General features: G+C 64.9%; 22 protein-coding genes and 1 tRNA gene. 14 read left to right on the top strand and 9 right to left on the bottom strand.

Annotated elements, in window-relative coordinates:
* The first annotated feature begins 26 nt into the window (after positions 1 to 26).
* Complete coding sequence (locus tag HSR122_RS04465) at positions 27 to 1,568, top strand: alkaline phosphatase family protein (protein WP_229111494.1); 1,542 nt, start codon at positions 27 to 29, stop codon at positions 1,566 to 1,568.
* A gap of 18 nt (positions 1,569 to 1,586) precedes the next feature.
* On the opposite strand, the gene HSR122_RS04470 is transcribed toward HSR122_RS04465, so the two are convergent.
* Both HSR122_RS04470 and HSR122_RS04475 read right to left on the bottom strand, forming a co-directional pair.
* Positions 1,587 to 2,615, bottom strand: a complete 1,029-nt coding sequence (locus tag HSR122_RS04470; protein WP_229111495.1) for an ArsA family ATPase — start codon at positions 2,613 to 2,615, stop codon at positions 1,587 to 1,589.
* A gap of 90 nt (positions 2,616 to 2,705) precedes the next feature.
* Positions 2,706 to 4,079: an adenylosuccinate synthase gene (locus HSR122_RS04475; protein ID WP_229111496.1), complete on the bottom strand. Its 1,374-nt coding sequence runs from the start codon at positions 4,077 to 4,079 to the stop codon at positions 2,706 to 2,708.
* 171 nt (positions 4,080 to 4,250) lie between these two features.
* Here HSR122_RS04475 and HSR122_RS04480 point away from each other — a divergent pair, with 171 nt between their 5' ends.
* Complete coding sequence (locus tag HSR122_RS04480) at positions 4,251 to 4,556, top strand: hypothetical protein (protein ID WP_229111497.1); 306 nt, start codon at positions 4,251 to 4,253, stop codon at positions 4,554 to 4,556.
* On the opposite strand, the gene HSR122_RS04485 is transcribed toward HSR122_RS04480, so the two are convergent.
* Entirely contained in the window at positions 4,553 to 6,667 is a 2,115-nt protein-coding gene (locus HSR122_RS04485) for a DUF7527 domain-containing protein (protein ID WP_229111498.1), read from the bottom strand. The two genes, HSR122_RS04480 and HSR122_RS04485, sit on opposite strands and share 4 nt — an antisense overlap.
* An 88-nt stretch (positions 6,668 to 6,755) precedes the next feature.
* On the opposite strand from HSR122_RS04485, the gene HSR122_RS04490 reads away from it, so the two are divergent.
* The 8 genes from HSR122_RS04490 (at position 6,756) to HSR122_RS04525 (ending at position 10,992) form a co-directional block, all read left to right on the top strand.
* Positions 6,756 to 7,169 (top strand): DUF7541 family protein, encoded by a 414-nt coding sequence (locus HSR122_RS04490; RefSeq protein ID WP_229111500.1) that lies wholly within the window; start codon positions 6,756 to 6,758, stop codon positions 7,167 to 7,169.
* A gap of 44 nt (positions 7,170 to 7,213) precedes the next feature.
* Entirely contained in the window at positions 7,214 to 7,510 is a 297-nt protein-coding gene (locus HSR122_RS04495; protein WP_229111502.1) for a DUF6684 family protein, read from the top strand.
* 91 nt (positions 7,511 to 7,601) lie between these two features.
* Positions 7,602 to 8,390, top strand: a complete 789-nt coding sequence (locus HSR122_RS04500; RefSeq protein WP_229111505.1) for an MOSC domain-containing protein — start codon at positions 7,602 to 7,604, stop codon at positions 8,388 to 8,390.
* A 160-nt stretch (positions 8,391 to 8,550) separates the two neighbouring features.
* Entirely contained in the window at positions 8,551 to 8,847 is a 297-nt protein-coding gene (locus HSR122_RS04505; RefSeq protein WP_229111507.1) for a DUF5785 family protein, read from the top strand.
* A gap of 46 nt (positions 8,848 to 8,893) precedes the next feature.
* Complete coding sequence (locus tag HSR122_RS04510) at positions 8,894 to 9,655, top strand: GTP cyclohydrolase III (protein WP_229111508.1); 762 nt, start codon at positions 8,894 to 8,896, stop codon at positions 9,653 to 9,655.
* A 109-nt stretch (positions 9,656 to 9,764) separates the two neighbouring features.
* Entirely contained in the window at positions 9,765 to 10,328 is a 564-nt protein-coding gene (locus HSR122_RS04515; RefSeq protein WP_229111510.1) for a CBS domain-containing protein, read from the top strand.
* A gap of 78 nt (positions 10,329 to 10,406) precedes the next feature.
* On the top strand, positions 10,407 to 10,892 hold the full coding sequence (locus HSR122_RS04520; protein WP_229111511.1) for a GNAT family N-acetyltransferase: 486 nt from the start codon (positions 10,407 to 10,409) through the stop codon (positions 10,890 to 10,892).
* Positions 10,893 to 10,918: 26 nt separating this feature from the next.
* Positions 10,919 to 10,992 (top strand) — tRNA-Thr (locus HSR122_RS04525).
* Positions 10,993 to 11,121: 129 nt separating this feature from the next.
* On the opposite strand, the gene HSR122_RS04530 is transcribed toward HSR122_RS04525, so the two are convergent.
* Positions 11,122 to 11,949 carry an MBL fold metallo-hydrolase gene (locus tag HSR122_RS04530; RefSeq protein WP_229111512.1) on the bottom strand — a complete coding sequence of 276 codons (828 nt, stop codon included), beginning with the start codon at positions 11,947 to 11,949 and terminating at the stop codon, positions 11,122 to 11,124.
* A 192-nt stretch (positions 11,950 to 12,141) separates the two neighbouring features.
* Entirely contained in the window at positions 12,142 to 15,222 is a 3,081-nt protein-coding gene (locus HSR122_RS04540; RefSeq protein ID WP_394355542.1) for a replication factor C small subunit, read from the bottom strand.
* Positions 15,223 to 15,443: 221 nt separating this feature from the next.
* Here HSR122_RS04540 and samp2 point away from each other — a divergent pair, with 221 nt between their 5' ends.
* Together samp2 and HSR122_RS04555 are read left to right on the top strand one after the other, a co-directional pair.
* Positions 15,444 to 15,644, top strand: a complete 201-nt coding sequence (gene samp2 / locus HSR122_RS04550; RefSeq protein ID WP_229111513.1) for a ubiquitin-like small modifier protein SAMP2 — start codon at positions 15,444 to 15,446, stop codon at positions 15,642 to 15,644.
* 1 nt (position 15,645) lies between these two features.
* Positions 15,646 to 16,026, top strand: a complete 381-nt coding sequence (locus tag HSR122_RS04555; RefSeq protein WP_229111515.1) for a GNAT family N-acetyltransferase — start codon at positions 15,646 to 15,648, stop codon at positions 16,024 to 16,026.
* Here the strand turns inward: HSR122_RS04555 and HSR122_RS04560 are convergent.
* The 3 genes from HSR122_RS04560 to HSR122_RS04570 all read right to left on the bottom strand — a co-directional run bounded on the left by HSR122_RS04560 (position 16,023) and on the right by HSR122_RS04570 (position 18,730).
* Entirely contained in the window at positions 16,023 to 17,399 is a 1,377-nt protein-coding gene (locus tag HSR122_RS04560) for a phosphoglucomutase/phosphomannomutase family protein (RefSeq protein ID WP_229111517.1), read from the bottom strand. The two genes, HSR122_RS04555 and HSR122_RS04560, sit on opposite strands and share 4 nt — an antisense overlap.
* A 74-nt stretch (positions 17,400 to 17,473) precedes the next feature.
* The gene (locus tag HSR122_RS04565; protein ID WP_229111518.1) at positions 17,474 to 18,088 is read right to left on the bottom strand and encodes a winged helix-turn-helix transcriptional regulator; all 615 of its coding nucleotides are present in this window, start codon (positions 18,086 to 18,088) and stop codon (positions 17,474 to 17,476) included.
* A gap of 66 nt (positions 18,089 to 18,154) precedes the next feature.
* Positions 18,155 to 18,730 (bottom strand): GNAT family N-acetyltransferase, encoded by a 576-nt coding sequence (locus tag HSR122_RS04570; RefSeq protein WP_229111520.1) that lies wholly within the window; start codon positions 18,728 to 18,730, stop codon positions 18,155 to 18,157.
* Between the two features lie 149 nt (positions 18,731 to 18,879).
* Here HSR122_RS04570 and HSR122_RS04575 point away from each other — a divergent pair, with 149 nt between their 5' ends.
* Positions 18,880 to 19,968 carry a metal-dependent hydrolase gene (locus HSR122_RS04575; RefSeq protein ID WP_229111522.1) on the top strand — a complete coding sequence of 363 codons (1,089 nt, stop codon included), beginning with the start codon at positions 18,880 to 18,882 and terminating at the stop codon, positions 19,966 to 19,968.
* 86 nt (positions 19,969 to 20,054) lie between these two features.
* Positions 20,055 to 22,367, top strand: a complete 2,313-nt coding sequence (locus HSR122_RS04580; RefSeq protein ID WP_229111524.1) for a DEAD/DEAH box helicase — start codon at positions 20,055 to 20,057, stop codon at positions 22,365 to 22,367.
* 159 nt (positions 22,368 to 22,526) lie between these two features.
* On the opposite strand, the gene HSR122_RS04585 is transcribed toward HSR122_RS04580, so the two are convergent.
* A complete protein-coding gene (locus HSR122_RS04585; protein ID WP_229111527.1) occupies positions 22,527 to 22,727 on the bottom strand; it encodes a hypothetical protein in 201 nt (66 codons plus the stop codon).
* Positions 22,728 to 22,789: the final 62 nt, after the last annotated feature.

The following is a 22,789-nucleotide window of genomic DNA, read 5'->3' on the forward strand; positions in this document are numbered from 1 at the left end:
TTGGCGGGTGCAGGGCAACGGCCGCTATGACCAGAACGTTTGTGCTTGGGCTGGACGGGGCCAGCTGGCGGCTGCTCGAGCCCTGGATCGAGACCGGCGAGTTGCCGAACCTCGAGGCGCTGCGCGAGTCGGGCACGTGGGCGGAGAGTCGCAGTTGCCTGCCGCCGGTGACCTTCCCTAACTGGAAGTGCTACGCCTCCGGGAAGAACCCCGGCGGGTTCGGCGTCTTCTGGTTCGAGCGCGTCGATCTCGACGCCGGCGAGATCTCGGTCTGCAACGGTAACGACTTCGACACGCTCGAGCTGTGGGACTACCTCAACGACGAGGGACAGACGGCGGGCATAATGAACATGCCGTCGACGTACCCGCCGCGCGAGATCGACGACTTCATCGTCTCGGGCGGGCCGGACGCTGTCGAGGGCGAGTACCGATCGCTCGAGGAGGGCTACACCCATCCGCCCGAACTGGCCGAAGAACTCGAAGACCGATTCGGCTACCGGGTCCATCCCGAGCCGCTGCTATCGAGCAACGACGAGACCGGCGCGGAGGTCGACGCGATCCTCGACCTGTTCGAGGCGCGCTTCGAGGCCGCCATCACCCTCTTCGAGGAGCGCGATCTGGACTTCATGCACTTGACGCTGTTCTATCTGAACGTCCTGCATCACTTCTTCTGGGACGAAGCGTCGACCAGACGCGGCTGGAAACTCGTCGACGAGTGGATCGGTCGCCTCGCCGACCTGGAGGACACGGACCTGATCGTGATGTCCGACCACGGCAGCGGGCCGACTCAGACGGAGTTTTACGTCAACGAGTGGCTGGCCGAACACGGCTATCAGGCACGCACCCAGTCGATCGGGAGCGTCTTCCAGCGGGTGGGACTGACCCGGGAGAACGCGCTGGCGGTCGCCAAGCGCCTAGGGATGGTCGAGTTCCTCTCGCGAGCCGTCCCCGAACGCGTCCAGCAACTCGTCCCCCAGGAGGCCGGCGTCAAGCGCGGTCAAAAGCTCGACGCGATCGACCTGCCGAACACGCAGGCTGTCGCGAGCGCCCAGGGACCGATCTACGTCAACCCCGCATACGACGTCGAGAGCGTCGTCGACTCCCTGATCGAGGACCTCCGGACGGTCGAGGACGAGCACGGCCGGATCTTCACGGACGTCTACCGTGGCGAGGAGATCTACGACGGTCCCTACGTCGACGAGGCGCCGGAAGTCGTCGTCGAACAGCGCCCCGGCGTCCACGTCAACGACGGGATCGGCGGCGGCGAGATCATGACCGAACCGGCCCGCTGGGCCGCGGAAAACACGAACACGGGGATCTTCGTCGCGTCCGGTCCCTCCTTCGAGGCGGGCGGCAAGCGCGAGCGGATCTCGATCACCGACATCGCGCCGACGGTGCTGGCAAACGCCGGCTGTGCGGTCCCGACGGACATGCGCGGCGACGTCCTCGATATCTTCCGCGAAGACCCTGACGTCGAGACGCGCGACCCGCTCGAATCGGCGGGCCGGCGGTCCGAAGCGGGCGAGGAAGTCTCCGAGCGACTCCAGCAGCTGGGCTACATGGAGTGATCGTCAGACTGAGCCGAATCACTCGAGACAGGCCGCGACGGCCCTGAGTAGCGTCTCCCCGCGGACCTCGTCGGCGAACAGCGGGACGCGCTTGACGTCGTGGCCGCGGAAGACGTCCTGCGAGCGCTGCAGGGCCTTCTGCTGGACCTCCCAGCGGCGCTGGCAGAACTCACAGTCGTCAAGGTTCGGCGAGACGAACCAGTCGGCCTCGATGTCCGCGACGGCAGTCAAATCCTCCATCACGCGATTGACGACGATCGTCCCGACGGGAATCCCGAACTCCTCAAGCTGTGTCAGGAGTCGCTCGGACTCCATAACGCTGAGCTCTTCGGGCACCATGACGACCCGGAAGTCCGTCTTCTCGGGGTCCTGCAGGACGGCTCGCAGGCGCTCGATCCGCCGGCTGAGCTCGCGCAGATCGCCCATTCCCTCCTCAAGCTGTTCGTCCCCGTCCCCGAACATGCCCGTCACCGATTCCATGACGCCGCTCATGCGCTCGCGGAACGCGATCAGTCGACCGACCATCGTCTCCATCACGTCCGGCAACTCGAGCAGGCGCAGGGTGTGGCCGGTCGGCGCGGTGTCGACGACGACGCGATCGAACCGTTCGTCGTCGAGATACCGGACGAGCAGGCGCATCGCCGCGGCCTCGTCGGTGCCGGGCATCGCCGCGCCGAAGGGGTCGGCCATGTCGTCACCCAGCAGCTCGGCGAGCGGGCCGAGGCTGTCCTCGACGCCCAGCGGGTTCTCGCCGAAGGCGTCCTCGGGGTCGATCTCGACGGCGTACAGCGGGATCTCCTCGCGGATCTGTGTCGGTTCGCCCGGGATGTCGGTTTCGAGGGTGTCCGACAGCGAGTGTGCCGGATCGGTCGAGACGATCAGCGTCGACGTACCGTCGCGGGCGCTTGCAAGCCCCGTGGCGGCAGCCATCGTCGTCTTGCCCACACCGCCCTTGCCGCCGTAGAGCACGTAGTCGGGGGCGTCGACCCCGCTCGGCACGGCCGCGTCGTCGATCTCCTCGACCGCCTCGACGTCGATGTCAGTCATGGCCGGCGCTACCCGGGCGAGACTTGTGTACCCGTCGGTCTCACGATACTCGCGGCTACATCACCGACGCGGTCCGACCGCCTCGAACGATCAGTATTCGGGCTCGTCGAGCACGATCGACTGCTCGCGGCCGGGGCCGATACCGATCGCGTAGATCGGCGTGTCGAGTTCGTCGCTGATGTACTCCAGATACACTCGCGCGTTCTCGTCGAGCGCCTCGTAGCCCGCCTCGGCGACGGCGCCCCAGTCCTGTTCCGGCCAGCCGTCGAACGTACGGAACGTGGCCTCACACCGTTCCCACTGCTCGGTCGTCGCGGGGACCGTCCGACACTCCTCGCCGTCCAGCATGTACGTGTGGCCGACCTTCACTTCCTCGAGGCCGGCGAGCGTGTCCACGTGGTTGACCGCGAGCCCGGTGAACCCGGACGCGCGGGCGGCGTGGCGCAACATCGGCATGTCGAGCCAGCCGACGCGGCGCGGCCGACCGGTGACGGTGCCGTACTCGTCGCCTGCCTCGCGGATGTAGGTCGCCAGTTCCTCGTGTTCGCCCTCGCCCTGCTCGTCGTAGCCGGGCGTGTCACCGACGACGCCGCCAAGTTCCGTGGGCATCGGGCCCGAACCCACGCGGGACAAGTAGGCCTTGACGATGCCGATCACTTCGCCGTCACCGACGACGCCCGGCGCGAGCCCGCTCCCGACGCAGGCCCCGCCGGCGGTCGGGTTCGAGGAGGTCACGTAGGGATAGTTGCCGTGGTCGATATCGAGAAGCGTCCCCTGTGCCCCCTCGAGCATGACGTTCTTGCCGTCGGCCCTGGCCTCGGTGAGGAACTGGCCGGCGTTGACCGCCATCGAATCCAGCCGGCGGCCGTATTCGCTGAACTCCTCGTGCAACGCGTCGACGTCGAAGGCGTTCGGGTACTCCAGATCGTCCGGGTCCAGCCCGTAGACGTCCTTGACGAGCGCTCGCTTCTGTGGGACGACGTACTCCAGCCGTTCCCGAAGCACGTCGGGCTCCAGCAGGTCGCCGATCCGGACGCCGCGTCGGCCCGCCTTGTCCTCGTAGGTGGGGCCGATCCCGCGGCCGGTGGTTCCGACCTCCTGATCGTCCTCGCTTTTGACGTCCTCTTCGATCGAGTCCAGTACGCGGTGGAACGGCAGGATCACGTGTGCGCGTTCGGCGACGCGGATGTCCGGATCGAGTCCGCGCTCGCGCAGCGAGTCGATCTCCTCGAACAGCGTCCGCGGATTGATCACGCAACCGTTGCCGAGCACACCGATCTTGCCTCGAACCGCGCCGCTGGGAACCAGCGAGAGCTTGTAGGTCTCTCCGCCCTCGACGACGGTGTGACCCGCGTTGTCTCCGCCCTGGTATCGAACGACGACGTCGGCCGCGTCGCCGTAGAGATCGACGACGCCGCCCTTCCCCTCGTCGCCGAGCTGTGAGCCGACGATCGTGACAGTCATCACGGCCGATTTCCCACCACCCGGGTAAACAGATTACGGTCCGTCCCCGTCGACGGCTGCTTGTGAACACATCCCAATATCTAAATACCGGGACGTTGTAGTTCACTGTAGCGATTTCCGCTCGCTCAGACAGCAACCTTTAAACCCTGGGCATACAAGTTAACAAATGCCATGATAGACCGGCTTGAGAAGGAAGTCGACATGCTGGAGCGCCATCTGCAGGTCCTGCGGATGGTCATCGAGAACGAACCGATTGGGATCGTAAAGATGTCCAACGAGACGGGCTATCCCCACCACAAGGTCCGGTACTCGCTGCGCGTGCTCGAAGAGGAGAACCTCATCGAACCGTCCAGTCAGGGTGCGATCACGACCGAACAGACCGCGGAGTTCGTCGACGATCTCGACGGTAAGATCGATCACATCATCGAGAAGCTCGACGGGATGAAAATCGACGACGCGGCCGAAGTCGAACGCTAGAGTTCCGGAACCGAGAGGTGGAAGCCGCCGTCACGCGACTCGACCAGACAGAGGTGAAAGCCGCCTTTTCTCGACAGTCGGACGAAGCTCTCGCGCTTGTCGCGGCTGAGAATCCCGCCGCCAGTCGCTTCGGCAGCCGTCTTGAGCGCGTCCGGCTCGAAGAAACTCGACGTGACAAAGACGGCTCCGGCGAGCCGCTCGTGTGCTTCCCCGGCTCGCGTGGCGGCGGTCACCAGTCCGGTCATCATCTCCTCAGTCGTCGCCGTCCGGGAGTCGTCGAGGTTCGTCACCACGAGCGGGTTTCCCATCCGGTCGCGCACGACGACGTCGAACGACTCCTCCTGCGGTGTCGCTTCGTCTCCGTCCACGGTGACAGTTCCGGCCAGTTGCACGCGATCGATCTTCGGGATCGCGTCGTAGAGGTCCTCGAGGACCTTCCGGTGGCCGGTATCGCGGATCTCGTAGAGGAGTTCGTGGACGAGCCACTCGACGAACTGGTAGTGGATCGTCTCCTGCAGGAACGACTCGAAGGGCTCGCCCTCGACGGTCGCCTCCGAGTCGTCGAACTCCGTGTGATGCTCCAGCGAGAGGTTGGCGTCGACGGCCGCCGCGTCCACCTCGCCGTCGTGAGCGCTCGACAGCGTCGCGTCGCTTCTCGAACCGTAGCGCACGAACAGGTTCGTCCCCGCGATCGCTTCCCGCGGCGTCAGTGACGGTCCCGTCGTTGACGACTGGGACAGTTGCGAATCGTCGGCTGCGGGTTCGTCCGCGGCTTCGAGACGGTCTTCGAGGTCGGCGACCTCCGTCCGGAGTCGCTGTACTTCCTCCTGCAGGTCGTCGCGCTCCTGTCTGACCTGCTTGAGTTCCGCCTGTAGCTCGTCACGCTCCGTCCGGAGTTCCGATCGGCTGGCCTCGAGTTCCTCGATCCGCGCTTCGAGGTCGGCGATTTCCGCTCCGGCGTCGCTGGACGCCGCGCGTTGGCGATCGGGCTGGCCCCCGTGTTCAGCGTGCTGGCGATCGGGCTGGCGCCGGGCCGAGGTCGCCTGCCGGGCCGCGTCCGTCTCTGGGTGCTGTTCGTGCCGGGAGTCGTCCGCCGTCTCGCCGTCGGGCGTCCACGTGCGGTCAGGATCGACCGAGGGAATCGTCCGCCGTTCGAGAGCGGTGCTTGTCGCGCCCTCCGTGGCCTCTTCGCGCCGGGCCGAATCGTCCTCGTGTCGCCGCTCGCGTGTCGTTTGTTTGGTTTCCTGCCGGGGTTCGGCGCTGACAGTCCGGTCACGACCTTCGGGCGTCCCGGATGACGGAGGGTCATCAGTTGCCTCGGAGGAGGAGGCACTCTCGACCGTCCCGGACGACGGAGGGTCGTCAGCTGTCTCGGAGGAGGAGTCACCCGTGTCCCTCGGTCGTTCGTCGCGACGGGTACGGTCGTCCGTCTCCGACTCGTCGTCGTCCTGACTGGGATCGCTGGCTCCGCTGTCGGTGTCGTCGGCCCGAGACGGGCCGGTTTCGGCCGATTCGTCACCAGTCGGCCGATCCTCGTCGTCCCCGGACGTCGAGTCGGTCTCCGCGGCCGGGGGGTCCGGGAGTTCGATCGGATCGATGTCGACAGGTCGAACCTCGTAGATGCCGACCTCGTCGTCGGCGCGTTCGAAGGCCTCGTCGCCGCTGGCCAGCTGGCCGCTCTCCCCCAGAAAGGCCACGCTCATCGACTTGCCTGCCTGGTAGACGACGTAGTAATCGCCGCTGAGGACGTTTTCCGACAACTCGACGTGCCCTGTGAACCCCCCCTCGGAGAGTTTCCTGTCGACCTCGTGCAGCGCGGTCTCCTCGCTGTAGTACTTCGCTCGCACCTCGTCGCCGCGCTCTTGCATCACTGCAAGCAGTGGCAACGCCGGTGTCGGTGCCTTGTGGACCGTTCCGGTCGCGTCCTCGAAATCCGTGATCGTCCCGTCGAGGATGTCGACGGCCGTGCCCTCGATCATGTACAGCGTCGCACGACCCGTCGTGACCGCGCCGGAGAACGACTGGTCGGCGAGCGTCCGGAGTTGCTCGTAGCCGTCGGTGAACGGACGCGACTCCCACTCGTCGACTTGCTCGGCCGCGCGCGTCGTCATTGTCTTGGACAAGTCCTATCTGGGCCAAATAGTTTGCGCCGATCGCCGGGACCGGTGAGCCTTTTCGGCTCGAAGCCGAACCGCGTCTATGAGCGAGAAAGCGGGCGTCAGCGACCGCTACCCGACTGCGAGCCCCTGGCCAGTGTTCGTCGCGCTCGGGTTCGCGCTGACCGAACTCGGACTCTTCCTGGGCGCGTTCCCGATCGCGGTCGGCGGCGGACTGCTCTTCGGCGGGAGTGTCGCCGGAATCCTGACCGAGGCCGACTACGTGAGCCACCTCTGGCGGACGACGGCGTACATGGGCGTCGCGCTCGTGATCGCCGGTGCGGGCCTGATGGCGCTGGGCGGCCAGTTCGACCTCGGTGTCCTCGCCGACTCGATCGACCGGCCGAACGTCGCCGGTCACCGACTGCTCAGCCGCGGGCTGGCGATTGCGACCGCCGGGGTCATGCTAATCGCAACCGGCGCGGCCGGGCAGTTCGGTCGACACCCGACAGCTTAGCCGCTACCAACAACCTATTTACCTCGCTGGTCCACCTCACGGGTATGTCGGGGCGCATCTTCGATCGGGACACGCTGCTTGATCTCACCGTCAACGTCATCCCGCTGGCCATGCTCGCGTTCTTCCTCGTCGCGTTTCTCGTGTACGCGCCCGGCCCGTTCGCGTTCGACCCGGTGCTCTCGACGATCCAGCTGTCGATCGTCTTCACGACGTTCTTCTTGCTTGCCGTGCTGACCTACTACGCCGGGAAGGCGATCGCCGGTGCGGAGAAGAGCCACGGCGTCCACGCCGAGACTGCGACCGTCCAGCCGGACGAAACCGACGACTCCGGGACGCCATAGCCTCCCGAAGCTCGATCCGGCGCGACGACTGCTTGCAGCCAAATTTGCTCGAACCGCAATCGACTGTTTTTGGCCCGACTTGCAGGTGTACATGCCGCGACTCGACGCGATATACGTCTATCCGATCAAATCCCTCGACGGGGTCGAACTGGAGACCGGGCAGGTCGGCCCCGGCGGCTCGCTGACCCGCGACCGTCAGTACGCGATGGTCGATGCCGACGGCGAGTACGTCAACGGCAAGCGGACGCCAGCAGTCCATCGAATCCGCGCCGACTTCGATACGAGCGGGACGATCGTCACGCTGCGCGACGGATCGGAATCGGCGAGATTCGATCTCGAACGCGAACGCGACCGGGCGCAGGCGTGGCTCGACGAGCGGTTCGACCCCGAGATCGAACTCGTCTCCAACGACCGTCTGGGGTTTCCCGACGATACGACCGATTTCGGCCCGACCGTGATTTCGACGGGCACGCTGGCCGTCGTCGCGGACTGGTTCGACGAGATCGATGGCCCCGAGGAAATGCGGCGTCGCCTGCGCCCGAACCTCGTCGTCGACGCGGCACCGTTCTGGGATGACCGGCTCTATGCGGGTCCCGACTCGCGTGTCCGGTTCGATGTCGGAGACGTGACCTTCGAGGGTCGTGGCCCCTGCCAGCGATGTGTCGTGCCCGCACGCGACCCCGACAGCGGCCGCGAGACCGAACGATTCCGGACGCGGTTCGTCGAAAAGCGCCGCGAGACGCTCCCGGAGTGGGCACCCGAAGAGCGATTCGACCACTACTACCGGGTCATGGTCAACACGCGAACGCCGGCCGACTCCCGCGGCGAGTGGATTTCCGTCGGCTCGGAAGTCGTGATCGACGAGGCGACAGGCCGTTAGCGCTGGTCGTCGAGGAACTCGATCTGTATCCGCTCGCGCCACTCCGGATCGTCGATCATGCCGTTTCCTGCACCCTCACCGGTGATCACCTCGACGGGGACCGCCGCTCGTTTCGGCCGGCGGGGGCAACCCTTTTGGCTCGACCGGGACAGTTGCGGATATGGACTGGCCACACGATCCGGACGGCGAAGAGGGGAGCGAAGGCCGGCGCAAGTACGGCCACGCTGTCCTCGCGAAGAAAGTCTCTGAGGAGGACTTCCCGCTGACTGCGACCGAATACGTCGAGGAGTTCGGCGATCACCCGGTGCGAATCGACTACGAGACAGTCGTCAGCGTCGCGGACGTGTTCGAGCACGTCGACAGCGAGGAGTTCGAGGACTTCCCCGAGTTTCACCGGGCGATCGGACGGGCGATGCGAGAAGCCGGCTACTGGCCGTACGAACTCGAACGAGCGTAGCGGATCGACACACCAATATCGGCCGGCCCGTTATGCACGGACAGTTGTGACGAACACGCAGCTCACCCACATTCAGATCGATAACTACGGCCCCTGGACAGTGACTCCCGAACCGCGCCGGGAGGTCGACCTCCAGACGCTCCAGTCGCGGCTCTACGCCGACCTCTCGCAGTTTTTCGGTAATCGCGGCGGCTACACGTTCTTCACTCGATTCGACAATATGGTGGCCGTCTCCAACGGTCTGACGATGGACGATCATGCGATCCTTCAGGAATCGGTCGGCAATCGCTATCCCGTGACGATGAGCCTGAGCGTCGCGACCGGCACGACGCCTGCGAGCGCGCTCGCGACCGCGACCGAGCAACTTCAGGACGCCGGCAGCGCCCAGGACAAGTCCCGCCGGGAGATCCTGCGTGGCCGTCACATCGACGAGGAGTTCCGGACCGATGAGGACCTGCGGATCGCACACTTCGACGTCAACGACGCGACCGGCAAGTACACTGACCAGCTCAACGAGTTCGATACGTTCATCCGGATCGAACAGGGCTACGCCTCGCTGATGAAGTACATGCGACACGCCTACGACAGCCTCTCGTTTTTCGTCGGCGGCGACAACATCATCGCGGTCTGTCCCGAACTGGACACCGGGGAGTACCGCGACGCGATCGAACACGTCCGCGACGACGTCGGCGTCGAACTCAAGGTCGGCGTCGGCGAGGGTCGCCGCGCCGACGAGGCCGGCATGGCCGCGAAACACGCCCTCGAGGAGTGCCGCGCGACAGGCGCGGACGTCGAACTCGACTGCTAGGCGAATCGCCGGCTGCTATTCACTACCGTGGCAACATTAAGCATACGTCCGAGAGCCGTATAAACGTACTGCAGGTAGCTTTTAGACGCCATCGCGCAAAATAGCACGTATGAACGGCGACGTCACAGTTCAGGAGGCGATGACGCGTGACTACGTGGGGGTGAGTGGGTCCGATAGCGTCCGTGACACGGCGAAACTACTGCTCGAAGAGGAGACGCCGGGGGCAGTCGTCCTGAAGGGTCGGGAGCCGATCGGAATCGTCACCGCGAGTGATGCCCTCTCGTGTCACGTCGGCGACGAGAGTGCCGATGCGGCTGTGACCGAGTGCATGTCCGATGTCGTGCCCGAGGTCGCGCCCGACCAGCCGATCGAGGCCGCCGTCGACGAACTGTTCGCCCAGTCGGCGACGATGCTGGTCGTGACTGACAACGGCGGCGAGCCGCTGGGCGTACTCACCCAGCGCGACGTGATCGCGGCGACGACGTTCACTCCGAGCGAGGTCAGTTCCGAGCAGAACGCCGAGCCGGCGCGTCTCGAATCCGAATCGCAAGCCCCGGCCGACGCGGACGGCGGCTACAGCGAGCAGGGAATCTGCGAGCGATGTGGCGCGCTCACGTCCGATCTGGTCTCGTTCAACGGGCAACTGCTCTGTCCGGACTGCCGTGAAGTCTGATGGTACTGCCCTCGATATTCAGTGGTCGAACTGCCCGATCTCAGGCACTCGTACGCGAGTCGCGATGAACCGCCACACATGAGCGATCTCGATTCGGTCACGATCGAGTCAGCGACGATGGACGAACTGGACCGGCTGGTCGAGCGCTGGCTCGAACTGGCGGCTGGCCAGCGCGAGTACGGCTCGCAGTTGCAGACGGCGACCAACCGGAGCCGGATCCGGGACTCGTTCGCACGACGGATCGCTGGCGGGCAGGCACGTGTCGCCCGAGACGGCGACCGGATCGTCGGCTTCGTCACGTTCACGATGGAGGGAAGCACGTTTTCGAAGTCGGTCCAGCGCGGGGTCGTCCAGAACCTCTACGTCGAGCCGGAGTCGCGCAGTGAGGGAATCGGAACGCGACTGCTCGAAGCCGCGGAGCGCGCGCTCATCGAGGCCGGGGCGGACGCGATCTCACTGGAAGCGATGGCGGACAACGAGTCGGCCCGACAGTTCTACCGCGACCGCGGCTACCGTCCCCATCGTGTTACCTACGAAAAGTCGGTCGAAAACGATACGCCTTAAACCCTCACCCCACTACCACCACGTGCGCCAGGGGAGCTTGGGTGGTCCAAGCACCCGACTTGTAATCGGGAGTTCACGGGTTCAAATCCCGTCCCTGGCTCTTCTGCGCGAACGAACGTGAGCGGTGAAAGTCACCGAGGGATTTGAACCCCGGAAGTCGCAGCGCGCGAACGCAGTGAGCGCGACCGTCTTCCCGTGGGAAAAAGTCCGCCCAGCAAAGCCCGCACCGCTAGAGATCGATTCGATCGCCGATCTCGATAACCTTGACCTGCTCGGGGTACTCGAAACTCCGGGCGTGGTGGTGCAACACGGTCGGGTCAGCGTTCAGTCCCTTCCACATGTCCCAGTGTGTCGGCACGAGCGTCTCGACCTGAAGTTCGTTGGCGGCCTCGATAATCTCGTTTTCGTCGTTGTACCACTTCGTGTACTTGGGGTCGCGGGTCTGCTTGTCGCGGATCATCCCGGCACTGCCGAATGCCAGCGCCGCCGCGTCGATGTCGTAGTTTTCCCCGACAGGCTCGAACGCACCCGGCCTGGCGTCGCCACCGTGGACGAACGTCCCCGCCTCGTGTTCGAAGACGTAAGCGACGGAATGGGTCGCGTCGGGATCGTTTGCGGGCTCGACAGTGATCGTCAGCGATCCCAGTTCGACGGTGTCGCCCTCGCTCACTTCGACGAACTGGTCGTCGCTGATCGCCCACCGTTCGTCCCAGCCGGCCTCGCGAGCGGCGGCGAGGCTGTCGTCCGGTCCGTAGAACGGTGCGCCGGAATCCTCGAGGATCGGGCCGGTCGATTCGCCGTGGACGTGATCGGTGTGTTCGTGCGTCGCGAACACGGCGTCGACGGGGCCGACGTCCTCGGGATCGAACGGCACCGGGATCATGCGGACGGTGCGAGGCGGGTCGCCGGTCCCGAGATAAGGGTCGACGAACACCGTCGTGCCGTCGTCGGCCTTCAGGACGAACCCATTGCACCCGAGATACCAGATCGCGACGCCTTCGGGGTCGGCGTCCTCGATCGCACGCGGGAGCCAGTCTCCCCAGTCGCTGTGTACCATACTGTTCGTTCCGCTGTCGGGACGGCTAAGGGTTTCGAACCGGCCGAACCGGACCGTCGGTCCGATCGTTCAGGAGACCAGAGCAGGATCGAAGAGGGCGACGCAGTCGCCTTATACTGCCGGCTGTAAGTTCGTAAAGATATTCGGCACGACGTCGTGCCGAATCATTTCGAAAAGTTACAGCCGGCAGTATTAGTCTTCCAGCGCGAGCGACGCCAGCAGCGCCTCGAGTTGGATACGCTCGTTCGCGCCTTCGGTGATCCGGTAGTCGGCCTCGCCGACGCGGTCGAGAATCCGCACGGCGGCCTCGTCGCCGACATCGAACTCCCAGACTGACCGGTGGATCTGATCGAGGATGTCTCCGCCGGCGATGCCCTGATCGGTGAGCAGTCGGTCGAGTTCCGACCGCGCGGCGGTGAAATCGCCGTCCAGCGCCTGCTCGACCATCGCAGTGATCTCTTCGGGACGGGCCGTCGAGGTGATCTTGAAGACGGCGTCCTCGTCGACGACGTTGCCGGTGACCGAAGCGGCCTGTAGCCCGTTGATCGCCTTGCGCATGTCGCCGCCGACCACGTAGATCAGCGCCTCGACGCCGTCGTCAGTGATCTCGATTCCCTCGGCCTCGGCGATCCGGAGGATCTGCTCTTCGATGGCGTCGTCACCGAGCGGCGAGAACCGGAAGACGGCACAGCGAGACTGGATGGGGTCGATGATCTGACTGGAGTAGTTACACGAGAGGATAAACCGGACGTTGTTCGAGAACTGCTCCATCGTCCGGCGGAGCGCTGATTGCGCCTCGGAGGTAAGTGCGTCGGCCTCATCGAGGAATATAATACGATATTCGTACCCTCCAAAAGAAGTCCGCGCGAAGGACTTGACCCGGTCGCGAATGACGTCGATCCCGCGCTGGTCGGAAGCGTTCAGCTCCAGGAAGTTGTCCTGCCAGTCGTCGCCGTACAGCTCGCGGGCGATCGCCATGGCGGAAGTCGTATTGTGAACAACTGTTGGCACTTCCCCAGCGACGTAATTACGATGTGTCGGAACGGTGAGGTCGTATACGTGAATGGGCTCGTCGACGGTTTCAATTTCCGTCACTTCGTCGAAGTACAACCTGGCTGTTGCGAGTGTGTCCAGCGTAGCGACTAGTTCGACAGCTTTTGCAGACAGCATTTCCGAGGCCATCTCGTCGATACGAGTCGCCACTGTTTCGAACCGGGTCAGCGACTTGATCGAGTGGTCGTTGTTCGTCAAGAGGTTCTTGATATCGGTTCCCCGAAGATGCGTTCCGTTGGCGATGGCACTGTACTCGAGATCGAGAGAATCGACGGCGCCCCGGAGCGTCGCTTTTAGTTCGCCAATATCTGGATAGTCGTTGGCGTCGAGCTTTTCGAGTAAGTCGAACGCTCGTCCAGCGTATGGGTTCCGGTCTCCAGTCCCGTATTCCGCAAGCCGGGAAGCACTGATACCAGTTGATTCCGCAACCGCTGACTGGGCAGATCGTTCGGTAAGCGCGTGTCGTGTCTCGGCCCATCGGATCGGCACCGACGACACTTTCTGGATTGTCGGCCGGACAGCGACTAGCGTCTCTCTCACTTCTTGCGCTGCTTCGAGACGCTCGGAAGCGGCTTCGATGACGTCATCAAGCGCGTGGCGGTATCGCTCACGACCCGGCGTTTCAGGGTTCAACGACTTCGGAACTAGCGCCGACTTCGAGAGGTTGAGTTCGTCACAGAGGCTATCGACTGCCGTCTGAACAGGCATTGTGTCGTGATTTGGATTCCCCTCCTTCGAAGCGTGACGTGTCAGTGCCTCGCGCTTGTAGTCAATCGAGAATCCGACTTCGTCCTCGAACCGAGCTAGATGGGATGCGCCAGATATCAACAACGTCTCATACTGGCGTTCGGTCCCGCTCCCGTTTGTTGCCGCTTTGTGTTTGGTCTTCCGGCGGCTTGGAATCCCGAAACCCGCGAGCAGATATGACAACAGCGTAATGAGCCGCCCGTCTTTCTGTGAGAGTTCGATAATACCGTTCTTTGAGACGTGACTTTCGGCATCGAACACAGCTCGTAGAAATCGACGCCTCGTCTTCTCGTCAGCTCGAGTCAGACGATTCCCGATAGCACGGTCCGACTCACCTTTTGCCGGAAAGACATCGAAACAGGATTCAAGGAACGCGGTCAACGATCGGCTATTGATACCAACGTATGGAACGTCTTTCTGCGTTCCTCGTTTTGACTCGATCCCGAATAGGCGTTGCGCGAGTGATTCAAACCGATCGAGTAATTGCTCGTCAGTGTTGTAGAACTTGATTCGCCCGTCTTCTATTTGCGCTTCACTCACAGCGAGCCCCAGAAATTCGCCGATCTCTGGGGAAACCTCCCAGACTGGTGAAATAGGCGGGGAACGACGACCGTTCGAAGTGGCAACGCGCTGGATTGCGATGATGTGGTCTTGCAGACGCGACTGCGCAACGTCGAGGTCACGGAGGTATGAGAGCGAACAGACAGTGCTTTGAGTTTCGAGGGTGTCGGAGTCAATTCGGCGGCGCACTGCTGTCGCATATTTACGCGTCACGTCAGTACGCGAAGCTATTTCTTTCGGAGTTTGGTCTAATCGTAACCCACGAATGATCTGTTTCTTTTGCCCGACGAACTGCTCTTCGGGCGGAATATCATGCTCTCGTGCGAACGTTTCAGAGACATGAACGAGAGTGCGGTCCCCATCAAGCGCTTGGAGCCAGTCAAGGTCAGTATCGGTTTCGGGTAGTGGTGCATGGAGCGGCCGGACGATACGATCTCCGGGTTCGAGATCCGCGGCCGGTTGCCACGAGAGCCCGTCATTGGTGATGACGAGGTACCGATGCTCTGGAGTGGTCGTCATCTCTGTCCCATCCCTGCTCGTAATCCGGATCCCCGTTTCGGCGTGATCACTGTACAGGTGAGACACGGGCGAGTACTCCATTTTCCCACTGTCGGCGAATGATAACACCTGCAGTGAGGAGGGTGCCGGCTCGAAACCATTGGCGTCGCCGACAATATCTTCGATTTGGTATAGCCCACTGTTCGTGAGTACCGGTGTGTCACCAGTCACACACTTTCCCGTACCTGCAGGACCTGAAAATAACATGTGGCTCAGGTCGTTTCGGTCGACGTAACTCTGCAGTCGTTCGATGATATCCTCGTGGCCGGCGACCTCCGAGAGAGTCTGGGGACGGTATTTCTCGATCCAGACTTCCTCGCGGCCCGCCCGCGACGCTGACTCGCCCTCGCTCATGGTCGTGGTGTGGCCCCGGTCGGTGATAAACCCCGCGAGGACGAGCGAAGCGAGTCCTCGAAGTGAAGCGAGCGGTGACAACGGAGCCGTGAGCCGCGAGGACGAGCGAAGCGAGTCCTCGAAGTGAAGCGAGCGGGGAGAGACGACCCGCGAGCCGCGAGGACGAGCGAAGCGAGTTGCGAGAACGCTACGCTCATGTGGGCTGGCACGAATCCACACGTATGCGCGTCACCGTCGACGTCGTCGGCGAGGATACCCACGAGATCGAACTCGAGGCGGACGGCACCTACGCGGATCTGCTGGAGCCGCTCGAATACAGCCGCCACGAGGTCTCGATCGTCGTCGACGGCCAGCCGGTTCCCGAAGACCAGTCCGTCGAGGTCGATCGCGTGCAGGTCCTCAGACTCGTTCAGGGTGGCTAGGATGGTCCGTGTGCGACAGGCGAAACCGACCGAATTCGAGCCCGCCACGTCGATTCTCGACGCCGCTGTCCTCGAAACCGACCCCGGACTAGTTCGACAGCGTATCGACAACGACCGGGTGCTCGTCGCCGTCGACGACGGGCGAATCGTCGGTTCCGTCGTCGCACAGTCGATCGATCAGGGGGTCCGAATCGACGCGATCGCGGTACGCAAGCGCCGCCAGGGGCAGGGGATCGGGACGATGCTTGTCGAGACGCTACTTGACCATCATGAGCGTGTCATCGCCGAATTCGACGACCGGGCGCGGCCGTTCTACGAGGCACTCGGATTCGAAATACAGGAGCAGCAATCGGGACGGTATCGCGGCGTCCGGACGACCTAGACGAGCGGTTCGACCAGATCGCGGCCGGCATCGAGCAGCGCTTCGACGCGCTCGGGACTGTCGGCTTCGGCGTAGACCCGGAGCTTGGGCTCGGTGCCGCTGGGACGGACCAGCACCCAGGTGTCGTCTTCGAAGGTGATCTTAAACCCGTCGACGGTGTTCACGCTTGCGACCGCCGCGCCCGCGAGTTCGTCGGGGAGCGCACCGTCGAGTTCTTCGAGGACGCCGTCCTTGCGCGCGTCGGGACAGGCGACGCTGATGCGGTCCTGGAAGACGTGGCCGTGCTCGTCGTGAATCTCGGCGATCCGGTCGTCGATCGGCCGTTCGGCCTCGGCAGCGGCCGCAAGCAGCGCGATCAGGACGCCGTCCTTGTTGCGCAAATGGCTCGTGATGCCGAACCCACCGGACTCCTCGCCGCCCATGAGCGCGTCGTGATCTTCCATCGCCTGGGCGACCCACTTGAACCCGACCGCCGTCTCGAAGACCTCCTCGCCGTGTGCGCGGGCGACCTTGTCCAGGATGCTCGACGTCGAGACCGTCCGAACGGCGGGTCCGGATCCGTCTTCGAGCAGATATTCATAGAGGACGGCGTACTGGAGGCTCGGGTCGAGGAACCCTTCCTCGGGCGTGACGACGCTGATTCGGTCGGCGTCGCCGTCGTTTGCGATCCCCAGATCGGCCTCACCCTCGGTGACTGTTTCGATGAGGTCGTGCAGGCGGTCGGCCTCCGGTTCCGGGGGCGTGCCGCCGAACTCCGGATCGCGTTCACACCGGAGTTCGATCACGTCCGCACCGGCCCGCTCCAGCAGGTCGCCGGTCACGTCCCGACCGCTGCCGTGCATGGCGTCGTAGGCGATAGTCAACCCCGAGAGGTCGGCGTCGACGAACTCCAGGACGTGTTCGAGGTACGGCTCGACGAAGTCGGTCTCGGAGACCGAGCCGTGATCCAGCTCCGGGACGGTCTCGGGTTCGGCGAGCAGTTCCTCGAGTCGGTCGGTCACTTCGGGCAGTGCCGGCGCGCCCCCTTCGGGGATGAACTTCACGCCGTTGTAGTTCGGCGGGTTGTGACTGGCGGTGACCATCAGCGCACCGGCCAGGTCGTGATCGCGAACGGCCCAGCCGACCACGGGCGTCGGGCAATCCCGCTCGCTCAGCAGGACTTCGATCCCGTTGCCGGCCAGCGTCCGTGCGAGGTCTTCCGCGAATCCCCGCGAACTGTCCCGCGCGTCGTAGCCGACCGCGACGGGACCGTCCCCGTCCAGATACGTCGCGACAGCCTGACCGACCATCCGAACGCGCGGCGTCGTGAACACGTCGAGCGTCGCTCGCCAGCCGTCGGTACCGAACTCGATAGCGTCAGCGTCAGTTCCCATACCCCCGAGTCGGCCCTCCGCGAGCAAAAAGATGCCCCATCGTTGGTCGCTTGCCGGTTATCCGCCAGGGCCGATCACGGGTCGTAGGTGACAACCGATGCGGCGTCCCGGGCGAACGATTCCGCGTCCGCGTCGAACGAATCGGCGTATCTGACGACCAACAGCAGCACTGTCTCGGGATTCACGAGCCGGTAGCCGTCAGTCCGGTCGAGTAGCCCGACCGCTTCCAGTTCACCCGCGTACTTGCTGACCGTCGGTCGGGAAACGCCGACCGCCTCTGCGATGTCACTGCCCGACGACTCGGGCTCTTCGAGGAGCGCAATCAGTATGCCGCGGACCGTGTCCCGACGGAGGTACGACAGCGCGGTTTTCTCGAAGTCGTCGAACCGGCCTGCGGGGAAGAATCGCCGGTAGTCTCCGTCCTCGTGGCTTTCGATCGCGCCGGACTCGAGCAGTTGCCGGAGGTGGTGCTGCGTTTCGCCGGTCCCCAGGTGCAGGTCGTCGCGGAGCTTCGAGAAGTGAGCGCCGGGCGTCGCTTCGAGATAGCCGACGATCGCGTCACGAGTGTCCGAATCGCCGGTCGCGGCGTCGGCCCCACCCGCGAAGCGAGCGATCGACCCTGCGGTCCCGAGTGCCGCGAACCGCCGGAGTGTCGCCCGCTTGCTCTCGTCTACCCCCTCGTCGCTCATCGTGCATCGGTAGGCGATCCACGAATAAAATAACTTCCCCCTCAAGCCGTCGCAGTCGCACTCGGCCTAGCTGGTGTCGTATTTGTAGGTGGCCTCGTCGGGGTCGATCCCGAAGTCCTCGGGTGATTCGGTCGGTTCGTCGTCCTCCTCGGCGTCGGCCGCCTTGAACGCCTCGCGGCGGCCGGGCGGAACCTGAAAGTCCTCGACGCGCAGACGCGTGGGGACGGCGTCGGGCTGGACCCCTTCGCGTTTCTCGGTCAGCCGATCGCGGAGTTTCTCCGGCAGAGCGCTTTCGTCGATCGGTTCGAAGCCGAACTGGGCCAGGTACTCCGGCTGGTCGGTCAGCGAGTAGACGACCTCGAAGTCCTGATCGCCCGCTTTCTGGACGAGTCGCTCGACGACGTGCGCGCCGACACCCTGGCCGCGCCACGCTTCGAGGACGCCGATGCTCGTGAGTTCACAGACGGTCTCCTCGTCGGTCTTGTGGATCCGGATCCGACCGAAGCCGGCCTTCTCGTTGGTCTCCTCGTCGATAGCGATGACGTAATCGCGCGATCGAAAGGCCGTCTCGTCCAGGCCCATTTCTTCGATCCGATCCAGCAACCAGACCTCCTCGCGGTTCTTGGCGTCCCGGACGTACATATGTCACTCTACGCTACCGCCCGTCAAAAAGTGTCGCATATCGGTGGTCGGCACGGCCGATCGCATTCAGGAGCGACACCCCATCGAGAGATGCGATAGCACATTCCAGTCCGCGAGAAACTTATACGGCCAGTCCTCGTACTGACTCCATGTTCGTCGGGCACGCGCTGCTGGCGTTCTCTCTCGCGGTGCTGATCGCGGACTGGCGAGGCTGGCCCGCCCGTCGCGCGCTCGCGCTCGGCTTCGTCGCGGGCGGGTTCGCCGCGATCCCCGACGTCGATATGATCTACACGGCGGTGGCGCTCGATCTGAGTCGGCTGAGCGTCGAGACGCTGACTCGACCGAGCGTGTTCTGGGACGCCAGTCGCGGGGTCCACCGCTCGATCACGCATTCGCTCCCGATCGCGCTCGCGGCCGGTCCGGCCTTCGGCGCGTGGGCGGCCGGGACGAGTACGTCCCGCCGATGGCTCGCTGTCCGGGGGATCGCCGGGGCGTTTCTCTCGGCGCTCGTCTGGGTGGCCTGGACCTACAGCGGGCCGGCCGGCGCCGTCGTCGTCGGGACGTTCGTCGCGGCGGGACTGATCGTCGCCCGACTGGCCCGTACGCGAACCGACCTGTCCGGCTCGACGATCGCGCTCGTCGCGACTGCCGGCCTGCTGTCACACCCCTGGGGAGATCTGGTGACAGGCGATCCGCCCCGGCTGCTCTATCCCTTCGACGTCCAGGTCTTCGAGGCAATCGTCCTGTTGCACGCCGACCCGACGATCCACCTGCTCGGTGCGTTCGCACTCGAGCTGGGCGTCGTCTGGCTCGCGGCCGTCGCGGTCGCGCGCGTCGCCGATCAGTCGCTGACAGCGCTGCTGGACTCCCGGGCCGTGGCCGGCGTCGTCTACGGCGTCGCGGCGGTCGTGCTCGCACCCCCGACGCTGGACGTATCCTATCACTTCGTGCTCACGATCCTCGGGGTCGGCGCGGCCACTGGCGCGCTGGCGGCGTTCCCGAACACCCGCTCCGCGCTGACGCGTCGGCTCCGGTACCCCCCGATCACGCGCTGGAGCCCCCTCCGTTACGTCCGCCTCTCGTGGGTCAGCCCGCCGCGAGTCTACGTCCCGTCGATCGATATCGACCGGTTCCTCCAGCGGTATCCGTCGCCGTTCGAGGCTGCCTTCGTCGCTCTCGGCTGCGTTACTGTCGCCCTCGGCAGTTACGCCCTCGTTTACGTGTTCTTCGTCGCGTGACTGTCGGCTGACAGATATGATGGGGTTGGTTGCCACTCCCCTCACACTGGCGGAACCGATTTGGTGCTCTCGCCGATAGACCGGGCGTGGACGAGACGATCGACTGGCTCCGCGATCGGCCCTACTACGAGGGGCAGATCGCGGCCGAACGGACGCTCGAGGGTCGCGAGGCCTCGTTCGCCGACGTCGAACTGGACACCCGAGTCGAAAGCGTTCTCGAATCGGCCGGTATCGACGCCCTCTATCGCCACCAGGCCGACGCGATCGAAGCGGTCCGGGGCGGCGACGACGTCGTGCTGGCGACGCCGACCGCCAGCGGCAAGAGTCTGGCGTACACCGTGCCTGCCTTCGAGCGCGCTCTGGAAAGCCGGCGGACGACGCTGTACGTCGCTCCGCAGGTCGCGCTGATCAACGATCAGGCCGAGACACTCTCCGAGTGGGCGCGAGGACTCGGGTTCGCCTCGGGCGTGACCGTCGACCGCTACACGGGTCGACTCTCGAAGACCGAAAAACGCAGGGTGCGCGAGCGCCAGCCGACGGTCCTGCTGACCACGCCCGACATGCTCCACTACGGGATCTTGCCTCACGCCCACCGCCTGTGGGACTGGTTTTTCGACCGCCTGGAGACGGTCGTCCTCGACGAGGTCCACGAGTACCGCGGGGTCTTCGGCAGCCAGATCGCGCTCGTCACCCGACGGCTCGATCGCGTCGCCCGTCGGTTCGACAGCGACCCCCAGTACGTCTGCTGTTCGGCGACGATCGGCAACCCCGTCAAGCACGCCGCGACCGTCACGGGCCGGGACGCCGATTCGTTCACGCTCGTCGATCGGAGCAGCGCCGCGACGGGGCCGACCCACTGGCTGCTGTGGAACCCTCCGGAGTACGAGGGCGGCGGCTGGGGCAGCGGTCGCCGCAAGTCCAGCCACACCGAGGCCAAGCGACTGTTCGTCAATCTCCTCCAGCGCGGGCTCCAGACGGTCGTGTTCACCACCTCCAGACAGGTCGCGGAGCGGTACGCGACCGAGAGCGCCGACGCGCTGCGCGAACGCGGCGAGCACGACCTGGCGAGCGGCGTCGGTGCCTATCAGGCCGCTCTCCGGAGCGAGCGACGGCGCGAACTCGAGACCGGGCTCCGGGAGGGATCGATCCGCGGGCTCTGGAGCACGAACGCGCTCGAACTCGGCGTCGACATCGGCGGCCTCGACGCGGTCGTGCTCGACGGCTATCCGGGGACGCGGATGGCCGCCTTCCAGCAGGCCGGACGCGCGGGCCGGGGGACCGATCCCGCGCTGGTCGCGCTGGTCGCCGGCGAGGACCAGCTCGATCAGTATCTTCTCGCCCATCCGGACGCGCTGTTCGAACAAGATCCAGAACGCGCCATCGCGAACCCCGAAAACGAGCACATCCTGCCGAAACACGTGCTCGCGGCCGCCCGCGAGAACTGGTTGCATCCCGGCGACGACCGGTACTTCGGCGAGCGGTTTCCGGACGTGGTCGCCGACTTCGAATCCGCGGGCGAACTCGATCGCCGGACGACGGCTGAGGGGATCCGCTGGACCTACGCCGGCGACGGCAGCCCCCAACACGAGATGTCACTGCGGACGGCCGAAGACCGGGAGATCGTCCTGCAGGCCCGGGGCCGCGACGATCCGATCGCGACGCTGCCGTTCGGTGACGCCCTGCGGGACGCCCACCCCGGCGCGATCTATCACCATCAGGGGACGAGCTACGAGGTGACGGACCTGGATCTGCGCCACGACGTCGCCACGCTCCAGCGGACCTACGCCGGCCACTACACGCAGGTCCTGCACGACAAGGAGATCACCGTCGACCGCGACCGCGAAGAAAAGCCGTTTCCGACCCGCGAGGACGTCACTGTCAGGCTCGCGGACGTGACCATGCACAAGCAGATCACGGGCTTTGAGCGCCGGGACCGGTCGTCCGGGGAGGTTCTGGGCAGGGAGACGCTTGACCTGCCGGAGACGAGCTTGGAGACGACGGCGCTGTACTACACGCTCCCGTCGGCGCTGACCCGCCGTCTGGAGACGATGGGCGACTTCGCGGGCGGGATCCACGCCGCCGAGCACGCGATGATCTCGCTGTTCCCCTTCGAGTTCCTCTGTGATCGGCGGGACGTCGGCGGGCTCTCGACGCCGATCCACCCGCACACCGACCGCAGTACGATCTTCATCTACGACGGCTATCCCGGCGGCGTCGGGCTGGCGGAGAACGGTTACGAGGAGATCGGCAATCTCGCCTCGCGGACTCTGGAGATGCTGCGCGCCTGTGGCTGTTCGGACGGCTGTCCGGCCTGCGTGCAGTCGCCCCACTGTGGCAACGCCAACGAACCGCTGGACAAGGGCGTCGCGATCGGATTGCTTTCGGCGCTCGTCGAGTAGCCGTGTCAGCGCCAGTACGGGCGCTCGTCGAGTGACCATGTCAGCGCCAGTTCAGGCGCTCGACTATGAGGATGTCAGCACCAGTTCAGGTGCTCGGCCATTACCGTCGCGTCACGACGAGCACGCCGGCCGCGGCCACTGCGCCGGCGACAGCGCTGGTCACGACCGCGAACCGGAGGTCACCACCCACGCGAAGCCGACGAGGAACACGCCGAGAACCGTCGTTCCGAAGGCTCCGCTGGCGAAGGCGAGCACGAACGCGGCGACCCTGGCGGCGGTCGAGAGCACGGCGTCGGTGTAGCCCATCGACGGCCACGTTCTCGCGGTATCCCCAGAGTGGTTCTGCCGTTCGGCTGCCATCTCTGGGACAACTCGGGGCGTAGCTGTTTTGTCAGTCCATGCCCTCGCTGAGGGTGAAACGG

Origin of the sequence: Halapricum desulfuricans (genome assembly GCF_017094525.1) — an archaeon.
Classification (GTDB): Archaea; Halobacteriota; Halobacteria; order Halobacteriales; family Haloarculaceae; genus Halapricum; species Halapricum desulfuricans.